The sequence below is a fragment of the Deltaproteobacteria bacterium genome (assembly GCA_016178705.1).
In the GTDB taxonomy this organism is placed as follows: Bacteria; Desulfobacterota; Binatia; order HRBIN30; family JACQVA1; genus JACOST01.
On record JACOST010000024.1, the window covers coordinates 39,679 to 58,265 of the forward strand.

General features: G+C 65.4%; 17 protein-coding genes. 5 read left to right on the forward strand and 12 right to left on the reverse strand.

All coding sequences use genetic code 11. The annotated features are described in order from the left end of the window. Positions 1-9: 9 nt before the first annotated feature. The 8 genes from HYR72_15950 to HYR72_15985 form a co-directional block, all read right to left on the reverse strand. Positions 10-1,158: a polysaccharide biosynthesis/export family protein gene (locus HYR72_15950; GenBank protein MBI1816472.1), complete on the reverse strand. Its 1,149-nt coding sequence runs from the start codon at positions 1,156-1,158 to the stop codon at positions 10-12. 101 nt (positions 1,159-1,259) lie between these two features. Next, positions 1,260-2,102, reverse strand: a complete 843-nt coding sequence (locus tag HYR72_15955; protein ID MBI1816473.1) for a carboxypeptidase regulatory-like domain-containing protein — start codon at positions 2,100-2,102, stop codon at positions 1,260-1,262. 106 nt (positions 2,103-2,208) lie between these two features. Further along, positions 2,209-2,991, reverse strand: coding sequence for an adenosylcobinamide-GDP ribazoletransferase (locus tag HYR72_15960; GenBank protein ID MBI1816474.1), 783 nt, complete (start codon positions 2,989-2,991; stop codon positions 2,209-2,211). Between the two features lie 55 nt (positions 2,992-3,046). Further along, entirely contained in the window at positions 3,047-3,724 is a 678-nt protein-coding gene (locus HYR72_15965) for a TIGR04283 family arsenosugar biosynthesis glycosyltransferase (protein MBI1816475.1), read from the reverse strand. Positions 3,725-3,761: 37 nt separating this feature from the next. Beyond that, positions 3,762-4,694, reverse strand: coding sequence for a TIGR03560 family F420-dependent LLM class oxidoreductase (locus HYR72_15970; GenBank protein ID MBI1816476.1), 933 nt, complete (start codon positions 4,692-4,694; stop codon positions 3,762-3,764). A gap of 46 nt (positions 4,695-4,740) precedes the next feature. Further along, positions 4,741-5,139 carry a DUF3024 domain-containing protein gene (locus tag HYR72_15975; protein ID MBI1816477.1) on the reverse strand — a complete coding sequence of 133 codons (399 nt, stop codon included), beginning with the start codon at positions 5,137-5,139 and terminating at the stop codon, positions 4,741-4,743. A gap of 71 nt (positions 5,140-5,210) precedes the next feature. Then, positions 5,211-5,960, reverse strand: a complete 750-nt coding sequence (locus HYR72_15980; protein MBI1816478.1) for an SDR family oxidoreductase — start codon at positions 5,958-5,960, stop codon at positions 5,211-5,213. A gap of 5 nt (positions 5,961-5,965) precedes the next feature. Beyond that, positions 5,966-6,415, reverse strand: a complete 450-nt coding sequence (locus tag HYR72_15985; GenBank protein ID MBI1816479.1) for a 6,7-dimethyl-8-ribityllumazine synthase — start codon at positions 6,413-6,415, stop codon at positions 5,966-5,968. Positions 6,416-6,690: 275 nt separating this feature from the next. On the opposite strand from HYR72_15985, the gene asd reads away from it, so the two are divergent. Together asd and HYR72_15995 are read left to right on the forward strand one after the other, a co-directional pair. Further along, positions 6,691-7,770 (forward strand): aspartate-semialdehyde dehydrogenase, encoded by a 1,080-nt coding sequence (gene asd / locus HYR72_15990; GenBank protein ID MBI1816480.1) that lies wholly within the window; start codon positions 6,691-6,693, stop codon positions 7,768-7,770. Positions 7,771-7,843: 73 nt separating this feature from the next. Further along, complete coding sequence (locus HYR72_15995) at positions 7,844-8,407, forward strand: GNAT family N-acetyltransferase (GenBank protein MBI1816481.1); 564 nt, start codon at positions 7,844-7,846, stop codon at positions 8,405-8,407. On the opposite strand, the gene HYR72_16000 is transcribed toward HYR72_15995, so the two are convergent. Then, on the reverse strand, positions 8,398-9,030 hold the full coding sequence (locus HYR72_16000) for an A/G-specific adenine glycosylase (GenBank protein MBI1816482.1): 633 nt from the start codon (positions 9,028-9,030) through the stop codon (positions 8,398-8,400). The two genes, HYR72_15995 and HYR72_16000, sit on opposite strands and share 10 nt — an antisense overlap. Before the next feature lie 177 nt (positions 9,031-9,207). On the opposite strand from HYR72_16000, the gene HYR72_16005 reads away from it, so the two are divergent. After that, positions 9,208-11,112, forward strand: a complete 1,905-nt coding sequence (locus HYR72_16005; GenBank protein ID MBI1816483.1) for a HAMP domain-containing histidine kinase — start codon at positions 9,208-9,210, stop codon at positions 11,110-11,112. Positions 11,113-11,115: 3 nt separating this feature from the next. Here HYR72_16005 and HYR72_16010 read toward each other — a convergent pair whose 3' ends face one another. From HYR72_16010 to HYR72_16020, 3 genes are read right to left on the reverse strand one after another with little or no spacing between them, the layout of a single operon-like run. Further along, complete coding sequence (locus HYR72_16010) at positions 11,116-13,242, reverse strand: molybdopterin-dependent oxidoreductase (GenBank protein MBI1816484.1); 2,127 nt, start codon at positions 13,240-13,242, stop codon at positions 11,116-11,118. Between the two features lie 31 nt (positions 13,243-13,273). Next, positions 13,274-15,238 carry a pyrroloquinoline quinone-dependent dehydrogenase gene (locus HYR72_16015; GenBank protein MBI1816485.1) on the reverse strand — a complete coding sequence of 655 codons (1,965 nt, stop codon included), beginning with the start codon at positions 15,236-15,238 and terminating at the stop codon, positions 13,274-13,276. Positions 15,239-15,259: 21 nt separating this feature from the next. Continuing rightward, positions 15,260-15,895 carry a class II aldolase/adducin family protein gene (locus tag HYR72_16020; GenBank protein MBI1816486.1) on the reverse strand — a complete coding sequence of 212 codons (636 nt, stop codon included), beginning with the start codon at positions 15,893-15,895 and terminating at the stop codon, positions 15,260-15,262. A 120-nt stretch (positions 15,896-16,015) separates the two neighbouring features. Here HYR72_16020 and HYR72_16025 point away from each other — a divergent pair, with 120 nt between their 5' ends. Together HYR72_16025 and HYR72_16030 are read left to right on the forward strand one after the other, a co-directional pair. Further along, positions 16,016-17,698: a dynamin family protein gene (locus tag HYR72_16025; protein MBI1816487.1), complete on the forward strand. Its 1,683-nt coding sequence runs from the start codon at positions 16,016-16,018 to the stop codon at positions 17,696-17,698. Continuing rightward, the gene (locus HYR72_16030; GenBank protein ID MBI1816488.1) at positions 17,698-18,528 is read left to right on the forward strand and encodes an alpha/beta hydrolase; all 831 of its coding nucleotides are present in this window, start codon (positions 17,698-17,700) and stop codon (positions 18,526-18,528) included. The genes HYR72_16025 and HYR72_16030 overlap by 1 nt, the downstream gene beginning before the upstream one ends. Positions 18,529-18,587 lie beyond the last annotated feature (59 nt).

Below are 18,587 nucleotides of genomic sequence, written 5' to 3' on the forward strand. Positions count from 1 at the left end.
CGGCGTCGCTCACAAAATGGGGATAGTTCCGGCGACCCGGAAGACATTGGTCACCACGTAATAGAGCGCGTAAAGCGGCACCTTCAAGGCGTTGGCGGGCACGTAGACGATATCGCCGGCCTCGAGTGGAATGTCCTGTCCTCTGCCGTCCATGATTCCTTTCAAATCTGCGCTCAGCGTCATGCGCGTACCGTTGCGCTGCGTGCGCACCACCTGCACCTCGCTGGTCGCCGCCGGATAGAGCGGGCCGCCGGCGGCGGTCACCGCGCCGAGCACGCTGACGCCGCGGGTCAGCGGATAGGAACCAGGCTTCTCGACCCACCCATCGACGAGGAACTGTCCGCCTTCGGGAACGACAATCACATCACCCGCGCGCGACGGCAAGGTCAGCGCGGTCTGAGTGCCGGCGTCAAGGATGTCGCGCACATCGATGACGATTGGATCGCTGCTGGCGTCGAGCGCGTCACTGACCACAGCGCGATCGCCGACACCGAGGCGCTCGGCGCTGGCCAGCATGGCGATCTTCGCATGGTCGATGCGCTCGCCGGGCAACAGATAGATGCGACTGCCGGCGTCGCGCGCCAGTCCACCCGCCTCGGACAGCATGTCGAGGATGGTGTTCTTGTCCTTGGTAAGGCTGTACTGACCCGGCCGCAGGACCGCGCCCATGACCGAAACCTTCTGGCTGCCGTAGTCCTGCACGAAGACGTTGACCTGCGGGTTTCTGATGAACTTCGCCTCGAGGTGCTGAGTGATGTCGGCTTCGAGTTCGCGTTCAGTGAGGCCGTCGGCCTTGATCGCACCGATCAGCGGCAACGTTACGTAACCTGCGCCAGAGACGCGCACGGTGCGGTCGAGGTCCTCGGTATCGAAGACGTTGATCTCGACCAAGTCGCCGGGGCCGATGTGGTAGTCGCGGCCGATGCCGGCGGCTTCGCGTTCGCGGCGCAAGTCTTCGAGTCGTTGGCGACTGGCGCGCACGTCTTCATCGGCGGGCGTGATCACGCCGGGGCCGGTGTTCATGCCGGCCATCCAGCGCTGCTGTGGCGGCGGACAGCCGAGCAAGGCGATCGTAGCGGACACCATGAGGGCGAGGCCGATCAGGCGCGGTGTGCGGTGGAATATGTCTCTTTGATTCACGTTCTCAAGTCCGGTCACGCTGCATACTGCCCGATCCGACAGAAAAAAAACAGGGAGGCCAACTGCGCCTCCCTGTTGATTGCGGGACAAGGGGCCGGCTGAGCCGGCGCCACTCGCGACTACCGATTACACGTCTCACATGTCGGTGATGCCGTTGGCCCAACCGGGGTGGTAGGCGTCAGCGTCGGCACCAAGGTGAGCGTTGCCGTCGGTGGCGTCGTCGCCGTCGGGCTCGGTGGCACGCTGCCAGTCGGGGTCGGCGACGTCCGTGTGCCCGTCGCAGTCGGTGGTGTAGTGCTCGTAGGGGTCGCCTCCACTGGGCGTGTGCCGGTGATCGTTGCGGTTGGCCGTGTGCCGGTGATCGTTGGGGTCCCATGGCCCTCTCCCCCGGTGGGCGTCAGAGTTGCATTGCCCTCTCCGCCGCCACCGCCACCGCCGCCGCCGCTCAATCCGACGCCGAGGCCGACGCCGAGACCAACCAACGCCACGCCGCCAATCAAGTAGCAGCGATTGATTTCGTACTCGCCGATTTGCACCGGGGAGCACAACTCGCTCTCTTCGCCGCCGACTTTGCCGGGAACCGCGATCGCCGCAGCCTTGTCGTTGGCCGATAGACGCCAGTTGACGATCAGGCCCTTCTCGCCCAATTCGGCCTTTACCGTGTCGCCGCGTAGGGGGGCGGGAGCTACGACCTTCACGTTGTAGGTACCAACGGCGACACCCTCAACAGCGTACAGCCCGTTGTCTCCGCTGGTGGTGGAGAACAGCACCGAATCGGAGCCCGGCCGCAGCACGAGCACCGTGGCACCACCCACCGGCTTTCCCGCGGCGTTGACAATCTTGCCGCCCAGAGTCGCCCGGCTCGCGGCGAGCGCCGGGGCGCCCACCATGGCGCACGACACTGCAACCGCAAGCAGCCGCATCCCGAATCCAGTCCGTTGACCGTGCATTCCTATCGACATAGCCTCTCCTCCGCGAGTCGGCCGCCCAAAACCCCAAAAGCGGGCGGATGGTCTCACCTTCACTTCTGGAAGTCAAGGATTCATCAGCGAGAGTAGGGGCATTCGCTCAACTTGCGGCAGGGAACGCCGCAAACACCGCCAGCGTAAGCGTGAGCGTGATGTCAGCACTGGCGCGCACGGAAGCCTCGGTGAGTCCGTCGAGCCAACCGTGCAGCCCGACTCGAATTCCCACGATTGCCGCCCCGACGACGACCCCAACCAAAATCCCGACGGCCTGCGATAGCGAGAACAGCACGCCGAACGTGATCACGCTGGCCACGGCGAACTCGCGGAAGCTGACGGCCGGCGCGTACTTCACACGCCGGCCGTCCGTCCGAGCGGCACGCGAGCCATGCACCAACACGACGACGCTCCACGCCGCCAGCATCGGTGCATACAATAGCGCCGGCAAACGCAAGCGATCCAGCGCCACTAAGCTCCACAATTGCGCCGCAAGCATCCCCAGCATCCCGATGCAGCCAGGCAGCGTGAGAGCTGGGCCTGCCATCGATTCGAGCCCTCGTTGCCGGTTGCCGCCGACCACTGCTGCGCAGGTGCGCGCGACACCCGCCGCATAGCGTCCGCCGGTCGCGACCAGCCACACTCCGAGCACTAGCAGCGCACGTGGGAACGCGGGCACAAACTCAACCGCTGCGCGATCGCACAACGCCCAGCACGCACCAATGGCCAAGCCGACGATCGGATAGAATAGCGCTGCGGTCCCCTGACGAACGGGAGCCATGACTCCAACTGGCAGCGCGGTCAGCCACGCGATTGCCGCCAGCAGATCACGCCACGATGGGCGCTCGCCACCGAGCCACCATTCTTCTTCGCGCTCGTCGTCGCTCACGGCGCGAGCGCTTAGCGTAGGGCGATCAACGCGGCAACTCCCGTTAGTGCTCCCATCACCGCGTGTCGGCGTAAATGCGGCGCAAACGCGCCGGCGAGACGCCGCAGAAGTACAGCAAGCGCAGCCACCACATCAGTACGATGGTGCGGATCACGCCGCCCCTGACCCAGCGCCGCGACGAGGTCACAACCTTCAGCCGGATACAGGCAACGCGGCCGCAGCGCTTCAGCGTGCGGCTGAAGGCGAGATCCTCCATCAGCGGAATCAATGGAAACCCGCCCAGCTCTTCGAACACACAACGGCGGACGAATATCGCTTGATCACCGGTGGCGATACGGCTGAGGCGCGAACGCAGATTGATCAGTGCGCCAACGATTCGGAGCAACGGAGTGCTGGGCATCAGCGCGACGTCAAAGCGGCCACCGACGACAGCGTCGTTCGCGAGCGCCGCTACGACGGCGGCATCGAACCCCGCCGGCAGCAACGTGTCGGCGTGTAGAAACAGCAGCACCTCCCCAGCGGCAACCGCGGCGCCGGCGTTCATCTGCGCGGCGCGGCCACGCGGCGCGTTCAAGACACGGTCCGCAGCAGCGGCGGCAACGACACCCGTCGCGTCGGTGCTGCCACCATCGACGACGATGATCTCGCGCACCGCCGGCGCGCGGGCATGCGCCAGCGTTGCCGCAAGGGTAGCTTCTTCGTTCAGCGTCGGGACGACAATCGAGATGTCCACTTGGCGACTGGGCGAAGGGCTCGGAGGACGCGGTCCTTCACCGGCACGCGGGTGCGACCTTTTCCGCGAACAGCTCCAAGGTCTCTGGCCGATGAAAATCCCCGAACAGCATAGTGAAGAACGTCACGCCTTGTTCGCGGCGTTTGTGAAGCTGGTCGATGACCTGCTGCGGCGTACCGCGGAAGGCGGTCTTCTCGAGATCGAAGACGCGGCCGAGCGCGCGGGTGGCGAATTCCCACTTCTGCTTGAAGTCGGCGTCGTCTTTGCCGAGCACCACGACGCACTGCTCGGAAACCTCAATCTCGTTGGGATCGCGCTTGATGGTCGCGCAGTGCTCGCGCAGCACGTCGAGCTTGTGGGGCAATTCGGTGGCGACATTGTTGGGGCAGTTCCAGATGTCTGCGTGGCGTGCGACGACGCGCAGCAGGCGTTTCTCTCCGGCACCACCAATCAGGATCGGCGGATGCGGCTGCTGCGCCGGCTTCGGATTGTTCGCGGCATCCGCGACCGCGTAGTACTTGCCCTGAAACGTCGCGCGAGGTTCGCGGAACATCCGCGTGATGATCTCCAGGCCTTCGTCGAGTTGCTCGATGCGCGTGCGCACTGATGGGAATGGATAGCCGTACGCCCGATACTCTTCATCCATCCAACCGGCGCCGATACCGAAGATCAAGCGGCCGTTGCTGACGGCGTCGAGGCTCGCCGCCATCTTCGCCAACAAGGCCGGGTTGCGGTAGGAGTTGCACAACACCAGCGTGCCGATTTTCAAGCGTTCGGTGATCGCCGCGGTTGCCGCCATCACCGTCCACGCTTCGAGGTGGTCCATGTCCGGCAACCCGCGGCTCCACATATGATCGACGAAGAAGATCGAATCGTAGCCGAGGCGGTCGGCGAGTTGCGCGCGCTGCCGAATGAGCGGGAACGGAATCCCGACTTGCGGAAAGAACAGCCCGAACTTCATTGCTGGCATCGCACTCCTCCTGTCACGTCACGTGGCCGGGGACGAGTCGGCGAGATCAGCCCCAGAAGCAACCCCAGCGATCGCTATCGATCTCCTTCAGACAGCCGTCGAGTGAATCGACAAACGGCCCGTGGGCGTTGCTCTCGTACGCGGTCCACCGTCCGTTCGCACGCTTCCAATAGAGTTGCATCCGCATACCGTTGGCGCGCAACTGCGCGATCGGCATCGAGACCTCGCGACCGTTCCACTCGCTGACGTAGCGGTGCACGATCGTGACCCCCCACTGGCCGGACTTCTTCACCTCGATGGTGCCGTGTCCCTGCAATCGCGGCTCGAGCGCACGACGTACGTACGCGGCGGTGAAATCGCCCATGACTGCCTGCTCCCTATCCGATCCGTCGCGCCGCACCGCGGGCGCCGGTTGAAGTTGCGATTGGGTCAAAGCGTCGCGCATCTAAACAGAATCGTTTTCGCTTGTCGAGAAAAGTTCCGACCGGTCACAGACTCAGTTTCAACAATGCCTCGTTACTGCGCGGTGAACCCGCCGTCAATGACGAAGGCGGCGCCGGTGACGAACGCCGCCTGATCGCTGGCGAGAAACACGGCGGCCGCCGCGACCTCGTCGGCGGTACCAACGCGGCCGAGCGGCTGCAATGTAGCGAACTGCTGCATCGCCAGGTCACCCGCCGCGCGCGCCATTGGCGTGTCGATCATACCGGGGCAAATGCAGTTCACACGAATACCGTGCTGCGCATATTCCACCGCGGCGGTGCGCATGAGTTGGATCACACCACCCTTTGCCGCCGAGTAGCCCGGCGTGCGCGGCAGGCCGACGAGTCCCAAGACTGAGGCGATGCTGACGATGGCGCCCTGCCCCGCTCGCTGCATCGCCGACAGCGCATATTTCATGGTGAGGAACACACCGCGCAAGTTGACGGCAATCACATGATCGAAGTCAGCCTCGCTGCAGTCGACGGTCGTCGCACTGCCACCGCCGATACCCGCTGCGGCTACCAGCACATCGAGACGGCCGTGGCGCGACTCAGTCGCCGCGATCAACGCACGCACTTGCGCGCTGTCGGTGACATCCGTGCGGAGGAAGAACGCGTTGCCATCCGCAGCGGTGATATTCTCCACCACCGCTGCTCCATCTGGCTCTCGCACATCGCCGATCACCACCGCCGCACCTTCCGCGGCAAATCGTTCCGCGATTGCACGGCCGATTCCCGACGCCGCACCGGTGATCACGGCGACCTTGTTCTGCAGCGCACGCATCGCGCTTACGCGACAGCGGCAAGTTTCTCGATGATCGACACGCACGCATCCGCGAGTTCGCGGCCCTTCGTCGCCATATGCTCGCGGAAGAAATCCTGATGCACGGCGTGCTCGTGGAAATCGTGCGGTGTGAGGACGGCCGAGAGGATGGGAACTTCCGTTTCGAGCGACGTCTGCATGATCCCTTGCAGGACCGCTTGCGCGACGAACTCGTGGCGATAAACCCCACCGTCGATCACGAAGCCGCTCGCGCACACCGCCGCGAAGCGGCCGGTCTTGGCGAGCTTCTTGGCCATGAGCGGAATCTCGAGGCTGCCGGGCGTGGAAAAGAACTCGATGCCGGTCTCGTCGTAGCCATGCGTCGCGAGTTCCGCGACGAACGCCTGCTTGCAGCGGTCGGTAATATCGGTGTGCCAGGTGGCCTGCACGTAGGCGATCTTCTTTTCTGCAGTCATGGTCTCCTCCTTTTCCGTTCCTCACGTTCACGCGCGGCCGCAAAGGTGGCGATGCCGGCGAGGTCGAAGCTCTGCTGCTGCCTCGCGTCTGTACGACCCGCGCCGCAGTGAGTCAACGTGGTGCTTTCACCGCTGCGGTTTCACGGCGGCTGCCTGGACATCCCTCGTGGGGCGCGCTCGTGCCAACTCTCGTAGAACGTCGCGCGATTCCCGTTGACAACGGCACAGCGGTCGCGTTTATCCTGGCAGCAGAATTGGTGGGAGGAGCATCGCTCGTGAAAAAGAAAGTCGCCGTAGTTGGCGCCACCGGCATCGCCGGACAACAATTCCTGGTCGCGCTCGATCGGCACCCGTGGTTCGAGGTGGCGGCGCTCGCCGCCTCATCGCGCTCGGCCGGCAAGACGTACGCGCAAGCCATCCGCGACCCCGCCACCGGCGCCCGCCGTTGGTGGTGCAACGAGGAACCGCCCGACGCGATGATGCAACTGTCGGTGCAAGACGCCGCCGAACTGAATCTGAGAGGAATCGATCTCGTCTTCAGCGCCGTCGAGTCCGACGTTGCTCGCGAACTCGAACCGAAGTATGCCGCCACCACGCCGGTGGTGAGCAACGCCTCGGCGTTCCGCTATCACGACGACGTGCCCATTCTCGTGCCCGGTGTGAACCTCGACCACATCGGGCTGCTCGACTTGCAGCGCCGCCACCATGGTTGGAAGGGGTTCATCACGCCGCTGCCGAACTGCACCACCATCGGGATGGTGATCGCGATCAAACCGCTCTACGACGCGTTCGGCATTACACGCTGCTTCATGACGTCTATGCAAGGGCTGTCGGGTGCCGGCCGTTCGCCCGGCGTGATCGGGCTCGACATCGTCGACAACATCATCCCATATGTTCACGGCGAAGAAGAAAAGGTGTCGAAGGAGACCGGCAAGATTCTCGGCCGCCTGGTCGAGGGCGGGATCGTGGCCGCGCCGTTCCCGGTCAGCGCCACCTGTACGCGCGCGGCAGTGATCGAGGGCCACACCGAATCGGTGGTGATCGCGACCGAGCGGCCGTGCAGCGTCGACGCCGCGAAGCAAGTGATGCGGGAGTTCGGTGGCGACTTCGCGAAGCTTGCTTTGCCGTCGGCGCCGCGCAATTTGATCATCGTCCACGACGATCCCTTTCGGCCGCAGCCGCGGCTGGATCGCGATGTCGATGGCGGCATGGCCACCAGCGTCGGTCGCGTGCGCGCCGACCACGCCATCGAGAACGGCCTCAAGTTCGTCCTGGTCTCGCACAACACCAAGATGGGCGCAGCCAAGGGTTCGGTGTTGGTCGCCGAGCACTTGGCTTCCGCCGGTTACGTGTGAGGCCCTGTCCGCGGAGGCTCACCTGACGCGTTCCGAAGACATTCCCGCCGTTACGCTGCTGGAAGGCGAGCGGGTGCGCTTGCGCTCGTTTAGCCTGACGGATGTCGAAGCCGTCTTCGCCTACGCCTCCGATCCGGAGATCACGCGCTACGTCGAGTGGGATCCCCATCGCAACCGGCGCGACAGCGCGCTCTACATCCGCCGCTGCATGGAAGAACGCGACGGGTTGCGCACGTTTGCTGTCGAACTGTGCGACATCGGGCGCGTCATCGGCGCCATCGACTTGCGCCTGGTCAGTCGACTGTGGCGCGTCGGCGAGATTGGCTACACGATCGCGCGCCCCTATTGGGGACAGGGCTTGAATGTCGAAGCCAGTCGCCTGGCCATCAACTATGGCTTCCTGGTGCTGGCGATGCGCCGCATTCAGGCGATCTGCGACGTAGCCAATCGACGCTCGTACCGCACGATGGAAAAGCTCGGCATGATTCGCGACATGATTCTGTATCGCGCGCGCTTCGAGCATGGGCGTCCGATCGACCGCTATCGATATTCGATCCGGCGCCGCGAATGGGAAAACCATTCCCTCTATTGCGCGACGGGCAACGGCGCAGCGGCGGAGTCGATCCCTCAGGGTTGAGTCACCCCAATCCGCTTCGCACCTTCTTTACAAATCCCTCGCACCGGACAGCGCACGCACTCGGGTTGGCGCGCGCGGCAAATCGTCGCGCCGAGGTCCATGATCGCCTGATTGAAATCCGCAGCCTTGCCGGCTGGCGTGACCGCTTCGGCCACCAGCCACAAGCGGCGCTGCTGCCGACTCTTCGAGCCGCGGCGAGCAATGCCGAACACGCGGGCAAGGACGCGGGCAGCGTTGGTGTCGAGAATCGCCGCATCTTTTCCATACGCGATACTGAGCACGGCGCCAGCCGTGTAGCGCCCGATGCCGGGGAGTTGGCGGATGGTGTCGGCATCGTCGGGCAGGCGGCCGCCGTGCTGTCGCACCACTTGCCGCGCGGTGCGGTGCAGATTGCGTGCGCGGGCGTAGTAGCCGAGGCCGTCCCAGGCTTCGCGCACTTCGCCGGCGCCGGCATCGGCGAGTTCCTCGAAGTTCGGGTAGCGGCGCAGGAAGCGATGATAGAAGTCGCGCACGCGATCCACCTGGGTCTGTTGCAACATGATCTCGGAGACCAGAATGCGATACGGATCACGCGTACGGCGCCACGGCAAATCGCGTCCGGCGCGTTGGTACCAGCGCAGCAAGCGGCGCTGAAACGCCGCCACTTGTGGGACGGGCAAGCGCACCGATCGCAGCGGCGAGCGCGACGCAGCCATGGCGTGTCCTGCTACAAGGAAGTGCGGTGACAAGAAAGACCACACGTTGCTGTGCGCGATGCGAGGGTTTTCCTCATTGCAAGCCGGTGCTAGAAGCCGCCCCACATGACGCAAGCGGGAAGGAGCTTGTGGCGCACGCTGCTAGACCGCGAAGGCGAGGAGTCGGCGGCGGCCGACGACGTCACCATCGCCGGGTATAGGTCGGCACGCATCCGCTCGATTGCCGACCGCGTACCGCTGATGTCGCTGCTGTTCGTGTTCTTCATCGGCAGTGCCAGCCTGATCGAAGCCTGGTTTTTTCGCGGGCGCCGCCACGCACTCTTGCTGGTGCTTCCTGTCGAACTCGTAGTGTGCACGCTACAGGTCGTGAGTGCACGCCACCGCGCGGGCGCGGCCTGGCCGATCACCATCGCCGCCACCGCCGCGTTGATCAGCTGCATTGGCTGGTACTTCATCCTCACCCACGGCAGCACCGAGATGCATGCGATCGGTCTGATCCTGTTTCTTGCCGGCACGGCGGTCGTCTACCCGTGGGGCGCCCTCGGACAGTCGTGCGCCAGTGTGGCGGCGGTCGTGACCTTTGTCCTTGCACTGGTGAGCAGCACCGTCCCTTCTCTTCCGGTGGTCTACGGACTCTTCTCGCTGACAACGGCGGCACTGCTCACCACGTTGGGTGCGCACTTGCTCGATCAGCATCGCTGGCTCGCGTTTCGTCACGATGCCGAGTTGCGTCACGCCAATGAGTTGCAACGGCAGGAGGCGGAGTTTTCCAACGCGCTGCTCAATCTCACGCAAGCGTTGAACGCGGCGCTGCACGACCCGCGGGCCACTGCCGAGCAGCTCACTACCCAGTTCCATCAGGCGCTCGGCGTTGATTTCGCCGGCACCTATCTGCTCGATGAGACGCGCAACGTGTTCCGCATGGCGGCCCTCAGCGGAGGTCGCCAAGGCGACGATGTGACTGACGAGATCCGCGCCGTCGAGCTCGTGCGCGGCGCATTTCCGCTGCACGCCGTATTGGAACGCGAGGGCGTGGTTGAAATCGCCGACCGCGACACCCAGGATCTCGTCCCCCGCGCCCTGTTGGAGCGCTGGCGGATTCGCTCGATCCTCTTCGCCACCATCGCCAGCGGCCGACACTTGATCGGCGCCATCATGGGGGGCTACGGCGAACAGCGCGGGCCATTCAGTGCCGCGCAACACCGCTTGTTGCGCGGCTTTGCTCAGCACGCGGCGGCGGCATTGGAGAACGCTCGCTTGATGGAAGCCGCGCGCGCGGCGAACCAGATGAAATCCGAGTTCGTCGCCACCGTGTCCCACGAGTTGCGCACGCCCCTCAACGTCATCCTCGGCTACACCGACCTGCTGATCGACCGCACGCTGGGCGACCTCAACTCCGAGCAAGACGACGCGCTGACACGGCTGCGCGCACGCTCGCTCCACCTGCTCGACCTGATTCAGGACATCCTCGACATCAATCGTCTCGAGAGTGGGCGCGTGCCGCTGACGATCGAAGATTTCACCATCGGCGAAGTGCTCCGTAGCGTGCAAAATGCCATCCCCGCCGCGTGGCGGCTCAGCGACGTCGAACTCGACTTCGACAGTACGCACGATCACATTGTCATTCGTAGCGATCGCGCCAAAGTCGAGATGATCGTGCGCAACCTGGTCCACAACGCGCTGAAATACACCGGGCGGGGCTGCGTCAGCATCGCTGTCACCTCGCGGCCGGCGACGCGCGCACTCGATCTCGTCGTGCGCGATACCGGGCCTGGCATCCCGGAAGCCGAGCTGCCACGCATCTTCGAAATGTTTCATCAGATCAACGGCCAGTCACGGCCGCTGCAGAGCGGTGGCGTCGGGCTCGGCCTCTACATCGTGCGGCGATTGATCGAAGCGCTCGGCGGCACGATCGCGGTCCACAGTGAGATCGGCCGCGGCTCGGAATTCATCGTCTCTCTGCCGCTCGAACCGACGCCGGCCGTCACTCTCCGCGAAGCGGGCGAGTAGCGGCTATGAGACTGGCCGCGCCTGCGCGGCTAGCGGTTCAACGCTGACCGGCACACCCGTCATGCGAGTCATGTTGCCCAGCGGTTCGTAACTGCCTGGTCCGCTGCGTAACAGGCGGTTCGGATTCACGCCCGGTCGTTCCTGCGCAACGCGCATACCGCTGACGCCGGCGTGCCCCCAGCCGTGCGTCACCGCCACCACGCCGGGCATGAGATCGGGATCGCTACGCACGGGCAGTTCGATCGCATCGATATCGGTCGCGACACGCACGACCTCGCCGTCGCGAAATCCCAGCCGCGTGACATCATCGGGATGCATGAACACCCAGTTTCGCGCGCGCGCGCCGTGCTTCATCTTCTCCACGTTGTGGAACCACGAGTTGTGCATGAAGCGGTCGCGCTTGGTGATCATCCGCAACTGCTCGCGCGATTCCGACGCCAACTCGGCGAACTGTTGCGCGGCGGCGCGCAACGCGTCGGCGAACAACGGTGGGCAACAATCCACCCGCTGATCGGGAGTTTGAATGATCGCGTCGAAGAAGTGCCCCGGCTCGTGCGCGGGCAACACGACGCCGCCGGGCGCGGCTTTGAGCTGTTCGAGCGTGAGGTCACGCTTCTCCAACATGCGTTCGATACGCGCAAAGACGTGCGGTTCGTCCCCTTCGTCGAGCGGACCTTTGAAGCCCATCTCGCGGCACAGGCGTGCGAAGATCCACCACTCTTCGCGCCGCTCGCCGGCCGGCGGCACGACACGGTCGGTGTACTGCACGTGCGGCCGATGTTGCAGGCCAAGACCAGCGTAGGTCACGTCGGGGCGTTCGAACTGATCGGTGGCGGGCAACACGTAGTGCGCGAGTTCAGCGGTCGCGTTGCGATAGATGTCGACGCACACGAGCAGTTCGAGCGACTCCAGCGCGGCGTGCAGACGCCGCTCGTTCGGCATCGACAGCAACGGATTGCCCGCCACCACGAACAGCGCGCGCACCTGACCCGCTCCGGGCGTGAGGATCTCTTCGGCCAACAGCGTACCCGGCAGCGAACCACGCACGTGACGGATGCGGCCGAAGCGACTGTCGAAGAACGCCCGCGCTGGATCGGCGCGGCCCGCGCGCGGAGCGCTCGGATAGTAGCCGATCGATTCGAGGTTGCCACCGCGGCGATCGAGGTTGCCGGTGACGAACGACAACATCTGCACCAGCCAATAACAGAGCGTGCCCTGGCGTCCCATGTTAAGGCCGGTCGACATCGTCACCGACGCCCCGTCGGCGGCTTTCCAGTCGCGCGCAATTTCTCGCATCGTTGCCGCCGACACGCCGGTGACCCGCGCCACCTGTTCGGGTGCATACGGCGCGATGAACGCGCGCAGCCCTTCGATGTGTTGGCCGTGCGCCGCGATCACCGCTTCGTCGAACCCGCCGATGCGGTCGAGCTCGTGGAGCAGCGCGGCCAGAAAGTACACGTCGGTGTCGGGCTTGATTTGAATCAGCTCGCCGACGCCCGACTTCACCGACTCGATGCGACGCGGATTAACGAAGCGAATCTTGCAACCGCGCGCTTGCGCCGCGCGCAGGACGTTCATCGGATCGGCGATCGCGATGAAGCTCATGTGCGACACCGCCGGATTCGAGCCTAGGATCAGCACGTAGTTGGTGTGATCGAAGTCGGGCAGCGGATGGATCGTGCTCGATCCGTAGACGAACTCGCTGCCGGCGAATTTGTTGGAGCAGTCCTGCGTGCCGGCGCTGTAGATCTGGCGCGTGCCGAGGCCGCCGAAGAACGCACCGATGCCATCGCCGGCGAGTGCGTTGAACGCGGTCGGGTTACCGATATACGCGGCGGTCGCCGACTCGCCGTGCGCCGCGCGCAGCGCACGCAGCTTGTCGGCGATCTCGCGCATCGCCTGATCCCACGAGATGCGTTCGAAGCCGCCGGCAGTGCGCTTCAACGGATACGACAACCGATCCGGATCCTGATGAATGTCGAACGTGGCGATGCCCTTGTTGCACGCCCAGCCCTGCGAAATCGGATGCTCGCGATCAGGTTTGACGGCAATCAAGCGATCGTTCTCAACCGTCGCGACCAATCCACAGGCCGGTTCACACACGCGGCAGAAGGTTCGGATGTCAGGCATTGGCAACTCTCCCAGTCCACATACTGCCATGTCAAGGCAAGGTGTACGCGATCACGAAGTCACCGAGCTGCGAGCCTAGGCCGACATGACCGCCGGGCGCGATCACCAAGTACTGCTTGCCATCCGGGCGCAGCTTGTACGTCACCGGACCGGCGTGCAAGCCGGCCGGCAAGTCGAAACGCGCCAGCACCGCACCGCTTTGCGCGTCGTGGGCGCGCAGATGCAGTTCTCGCGTCCCGGCGTGAAACACCAGGCCGCCAGCGGTGACCAATACCGGTCCGTAGCCGAACAAGCCTTGCACGCCTTTGTCCTCGCCGCTCGGCACCTTCCACTCCAGCGTGCCGCGATCGAGATCGAGCGCGGCCAGATACCCCCAGGGCGGCTTGTTGCAGGGCACGCCATCGACCGCAAATGTGCGGCGTCCGCGAATCGGATCGGTCCAGTACCGCAGCCCCGTGCCGCGCCCAGTGAATGCCCACCACAGTCCCTCTAGTGTGTGCAGCGGACGGGTCGTGTCGGGCGCGGTCACGTTCGCCGCCGGCAGTTGTTTGAGGCGGAGGACGTGGGCGAGGTTGCCGACCGGCACGTAGAGGCGATGTGATGCGGGATCGAAGCCGGCACCCGACCAGTTCACACCACCGCCAGTCATCGGATAGAGCAGCGTACCCTGCAGGCTCGGCGGCGTGAACACACCTTCGTTGCGAAAGCTGCGCAACTCCGCCCGGCAGCGTTCCAAGCGCTTTGCATCGACGTCCCAGAGATCGCGCTCGTCGAGTTTCGACGGCAGCAGCGGCGGCGGCAGGACCGGGAACGGTTGAGTCGGCCACGCCTGCTCGCCCGGCAAGTCGGATGGCGGCACCGCGCGCTCTTCGATCGGAAACAGTGGCGCGCCGGTGTCGCGATCAAGCACGAAGACAAAGCCCGTCTTGGTCGTCTGCACGACCGCGTCGACGTCGCGCCCATCGCGCGCAATTCGCACCAACACCGGCGGCGCGGCGAGATCGTAGTCCCACAGATCGTGGTGCACCGTCTGGAAGTGCCACACGCGCTCGCCGGTGGCGGCGCGCAGTGCGACGACCGAGTCCGAAAACAAATTGGCGCCCGGGCGATCGGCCCCGTCGAAGTCGGGGCTCGGCGTACTCACCGGAAGGAAGACGAGGCCGCGAGCTAGATCGGCAGTGATCGTCGACCACACATTCGCCGCGCCAGAGTTGTGTCCACTAGCGTGCTCCCAGGTATCGCTGCCGAACGCTCCCGGATGCGGGATGGTATTGAACGTCCAGACCAGGCGGCCGCTGCGCACGTCGAAGGCGCGAACGTCACCGGGCGGCGCGACGCGGCGCAGCGTGTCGGCGATCGACGAGCCGACGATCACAACGTCGCCGACGACCGTTGGCGGCGATGTGATGTTGTACTCCCAGGCGTCGACGACGGGCGTGAGACCGGCGAGTAGATCAACCGTACCGTTGGCGCCGAAGTCCGCGCACGCATGGCCGCTCGCCGCATCGAGCGCAATCAGCCGCGCGTCGAGCGTGGCGAGGAAGACGCGGCGCGCGCACGGGGTGTCGGCCGCTGCGTCGCTCCAATAGGCGGCGCCGCGATTGATCATCATGTTGGCGAAGCGCCGATCTCGGTCGATCTTCGGATCGAACGTCCACAACTCGCGCCCGCTCTCGGGGTCGAGCGCGATCACGCGGTTGTACGGCGTGGTAAAGATGAGCCGGCCGTCGACGACAAGGGGTGTCGACTCGAACGCCGTGCCCTTGTTGGGGGCGTCGGGTAGCCAGCCGCCGTCGTAGACATCACCGTGGCGGTAGGTCCAGGCGACGCGCAGCGACGCCACGTTGGTTCGATTGATGTCGGCGAGCGGCGAGTAGCGCCCGCCACCCGGTGCACCCTCCGTCCAGCGCCATTCGACCGGGGCGAAGTCCGCGGCGATCGCCGCGCGCGACGCCGCCAGCACGATCACGGTCACGATGACGACAAGTTCGCGCATGATCGCCCAGCGGCTTGCTTCTCAGATGAAGTTCGCGATGCTCGCCAGTTGCTCGATCCATTCGTCCGGCAGCACACTGACCGTGCCACCGAACTGCTTCACGTACAGCACGATCTTGGCGGTCTCTTCCAACATCATTGCGCGCGTCGAGGCGTCGCGCAGCGTCTTGCCAACCGTGATCAATCCGTGATTCTGGAGAATCGCGCCGCGGCTTTGCTTGAGCGCTTCGGCAACCGCGTCGGCCAATTCACGCGAGCCCGGCATGAACCACGGCACGGTCACCGTGTCACGCAAGAACACGGCATCGGTGTTGATTGGCGGGAACTTCTGATTGCAAATCCCGAAAGCGGTCGCGATCGGCGCATGCGTGTGGACGGCGCCGGTTGACTCCGGGCGCACGCGGTAACACTCGCCGTGCATTTGATACTCGACCGACGGCGGCCGTTCGCCTTCGAGCACGGTGCCGTCGGCTTTGACGCGCACAAGATCCGCTTCGGTCAATCCGCCCTTGTACATGCGGCTCGGCGTGATCCAGTACGACTCGTCGTCGCTCGAACGCGCGCTGATGTTGCCACCGGTCGCGGTGAGCAAGCCCATCGCGAACAGTTCGTTGGTGATCTGAATGATTTGCTCTTTGGCTTCTGCGTCGGTGAGCATACTCGATTTCCCCCCGCGCCTCGTCTTAGAGGCTACACGTGTCTAGCCGAAAGCAGCGCCCTCGCGCCAGCCGCAACCCTAGTTGAACTGGCGTCGATCAGCCCGTATGAGTGGCGACCCATGCCGGACGCAATCCAAGTCAGCAACTCGATCGCCCCCACGCGTGTGTGGGGCACGGCGGCCACCGGGCTCAACCAGGCGATCGGCCGCGCTCGCGCGGCGATCGCCCCGCACGCTGCTCGTCTGCCCGACACAACGCTCACTGATCTCGATACGCTGCTCGCCGAGTTCGCGCGCCGGCGGGTCCGCATTGCTCTCTACGGCGAAGTGAAGGCCGGCAAGTCGACGCTGCTCAACGCGATCGCGGGGGCGGTGCTGTCGCCGGTCGCCTTCGATCCGTTGACGTCGGTGCCGGTACGCGTCACCTACGGCGTCAGCACGGCTTGGCGCGTCGGCGAACAATGGATCGAGCGGGTCAGCGATCTCGAACGCATGATGCGCGACGGCGGCACCACCGTCGACGAGGTGGTGGTGGAGACACCGCTCGATCTGCTGCAGATGGGCGGACAAGTCGATCTGCTCGACACGCCAGGCGTCGGCAGCGAAGCGCAGTTCGACGTCGTCACCGCCGACGCGCTGCGCTCGCTCGACGCGGTGGTGCTGGTGGTGCGCTATCCGGCCCTCTTCACGCAGTTCACGCGGCATCTCATGGGCGACTTGCAGACCGACATCAGCAAATTGATCGTGGTGTGGAACCTCGACGCCGCGTGTGTCGAGCTCACCGCGGACGAGCGAACGCGTCACGGCGATACCTTGCGCGCCAAGGTGGCGGGCGCGCACGATCTATTTCTAGTCGACGCGCGCGCCGCCTTGCGTGCGACGCAGGCGGGCGATGCGGCGGCGCGCGAAGCCAGCGGGCTCACGGCGCTCACCGCAGCGTTGGCGCGCTTCGCAGCGTCCACCGATCGCGATCTCGCCGCCCTGCGCGAAGCCGCCAAGCGCGTCGTGCAGCAATTGACGGCCGCCGAACTGATCCTGACCGAACGGCGCGCGACACTCGATCGCGCCCTCGCCGACGCGCGCGCACAGATGGACACCGCGCGGGCCGCAACCGACCGCGAGTCCGCCGGCGAGCGCGCGCGACGGGCCGAACTCGATACGGCACTGACGCGCATTGCGCAGGATTACGGCGCGGCAGCGGCGCAGCATGCCACCGCCCTCCGCCGCGGGCTGCGAGCCGCGCGGCGGCGTTGGGCGCGCCGCGGCGACTTCGTCGACTTGCACGCCGCCGTGCAGCGCGCGCTCGACGCTTATGCGGAAGCCGTCGCGGCGAGTAGCCGCACCGCGCACCAAGCCACTCACGCGGAGATCGCGGCGTTCGGGACAAGCGCAGCGACTGCCGCGCGCCCGCGCACCGAGTTGCCGCTCGGCGAACTCGCGCCGGACGACCGCAGCCGTCGCGCTCTCGATGGCCGCGCGCAGTGGCTGCGCCGTTCGCTGTGGCATCGCTGGTACGTGCCCGGACTCGCCGCGCTGGATGCCAGCATCACGCACGATGTCGCAACTCAGATCGCGTGGTGCGAGTCGCTCGTCGCCGCCGTGAGCGCCGCCGCCACTGCCACGCTCGCCGGCCGACTGCGCGAGATCAGCGAGCGCGCCGAGCGCGAAGAGCAGCAGATCAAGGAGACCACCAATTTCGGCGCCAACGAAGCAGAGGCCGCGCGCTTGAACGAAGATCTGCCGATTCTCACCGCCCAGATCGCCGCCATTCGGCAGATTAGTGCGGAGACGCGCGCGACCTAATGAGCGACGCCGCTGAACGCTTCGTCAACCTGAACGGTCTACGCCTCCACTATCTGGAGTGGGGCGATACCGGCGCGCCGCCGCTGTTGCTACTGCACGGCGGCTCAGCGCACGCGCACTGGTGGGACTGGTTTGCACCCACGGTCGCCGATCGCTTTCGCGTCATCGCGCTCGATCTGCGCGGCCACGGCGACAGCCAATGGGCGGACCCGCCGGCGTACGAAGTCGAGGACTACGTGCGCGACGTAGTCGCCTTCGTCGAGCGCTTCGATCTGCGCGCGCTGCGCCTGATCGGCCATTCCCTCGGCGGCACCATCGCCGCGATGGCCGCAGTCGAGATCGCCGACCGCTTGGCCGCGTTGGTGATCGTCGACTCGCGCACCAAAGCCAGCCCCGACGGCTCGCGCTTCATGAAGCGCCTGGCGCAGATGCCGCAGCCGCGCTACCGCACACTCGAGCAAGGCGTTGCACAGTATCGCTTGTTGCCGGTGGACAGCTCCGCGCGGCCCGACATTCTCGTCGCCGTCGCCACGCACGCGCTCAAGCCGACCAGCGACGGCACGCACTGGACGTTCAAATTCGATCGCGCCGCGCTCGCCGCCATCCGCTCGCACGATGTCGCCCCCGCGCTGGCGCAATTGCACTGTGCCATCTTAGCGGTGCGCGGCGGAGCCAGTCCGCTGATGTCGGAGAAATCCATCGCTGCACTACGGGTTGCCGCGCCGCAACTCGAAGTGGTCACGGTCGAGGGTGCGAATCACCATATCATGCTCGACCGTCCGGAGGAGTTTGCCGAAGTGGTGGCGAGTTTTCTCGATCGAGCGACGTAGGGGCGACGCATGCGTCGCCTCCTACTGCTTGCACAATATGATTGCACGCTGGCGGCGGG

Bases quoted from the DNA above. Each gene is read 5' to 3' on its own strand.
- HYR72_15985 (MBI1816479.1), bottom strand. From the start codon at position 6,415: ATGACTGCAGAAAAGAAGATCGCCTACGTGCAGGCCACCTGGCACACC.
- HYR72_15955 (MBI1816473.1), bottom strand. From the start codon at position 2,102: ATGTCGATAGGAATGCACGGTCAACGGACTGGATTCGGGATGCGGCTG.
- HYR72_16030 (MBI1816488.1), top strand. From the start codon at position 17,698: ATGAGCGACGCCGCTGAACGCTTCGTCAACCTGAACGGTCTACGCCTC.
- HYR72_15975 (MBI1816477.1), bottom strand. From the start codon at position 5,139: ATGCGCGACGCTTTGACCCAATCGCAACTTCAACCGGCGCCCGCGGTG.
- HYR72_16015 (MBI1816485.1), bottom strand. From the start codon at position 15,238: ATGCGCGAACTTGTCGTCATCGTGACCGTGATCGTGCTGGCGGCGTCG.
- HYR72_15980 (MBI1816478.1), bottom strand. From the start codon at position 5,960: ATGCGTGCGCTGCAGAACAAGGTCGCCGTGATCACCGGTGCGGCGTCG.
- HYR72_16020 (MBI1816486.1), bottom strand. From the start codon at position 15,895: ATGCTCACCGACGCAGAAGCCAAAGAGCAAATCATTCAGATCACCAAC.
- HYR72_16025 (MBI1816487.1), top strand. From the start codon at position 16,016: ATGCCGGACGCAATCCAAGTCAGCAACTCGATCGCCCCCACGCGTGTG.
- HYR72_16005 (MBI1816483.1), top strand. From the start codon at position 9,208: ATGACGCAAGCGGGAAGGAGCTTGTGGCGCACGCTGCTAGACCGCGAA.
- HYR72_16010 (MBI1816484.1), bottom strand. From the start codon at position 13,242: ATGCCTGACATCCGAACCTTCTGCCGCGTGTGTGAACCGGCCTGTGGA.
- HYR72_15970 (MBI1816476.1), bottom strand. From the start codon at position 4,694: ATGCCAGCAATGAAGTTCGGGCTGTTCTTTCCGCAAGTCGGGATTCCG.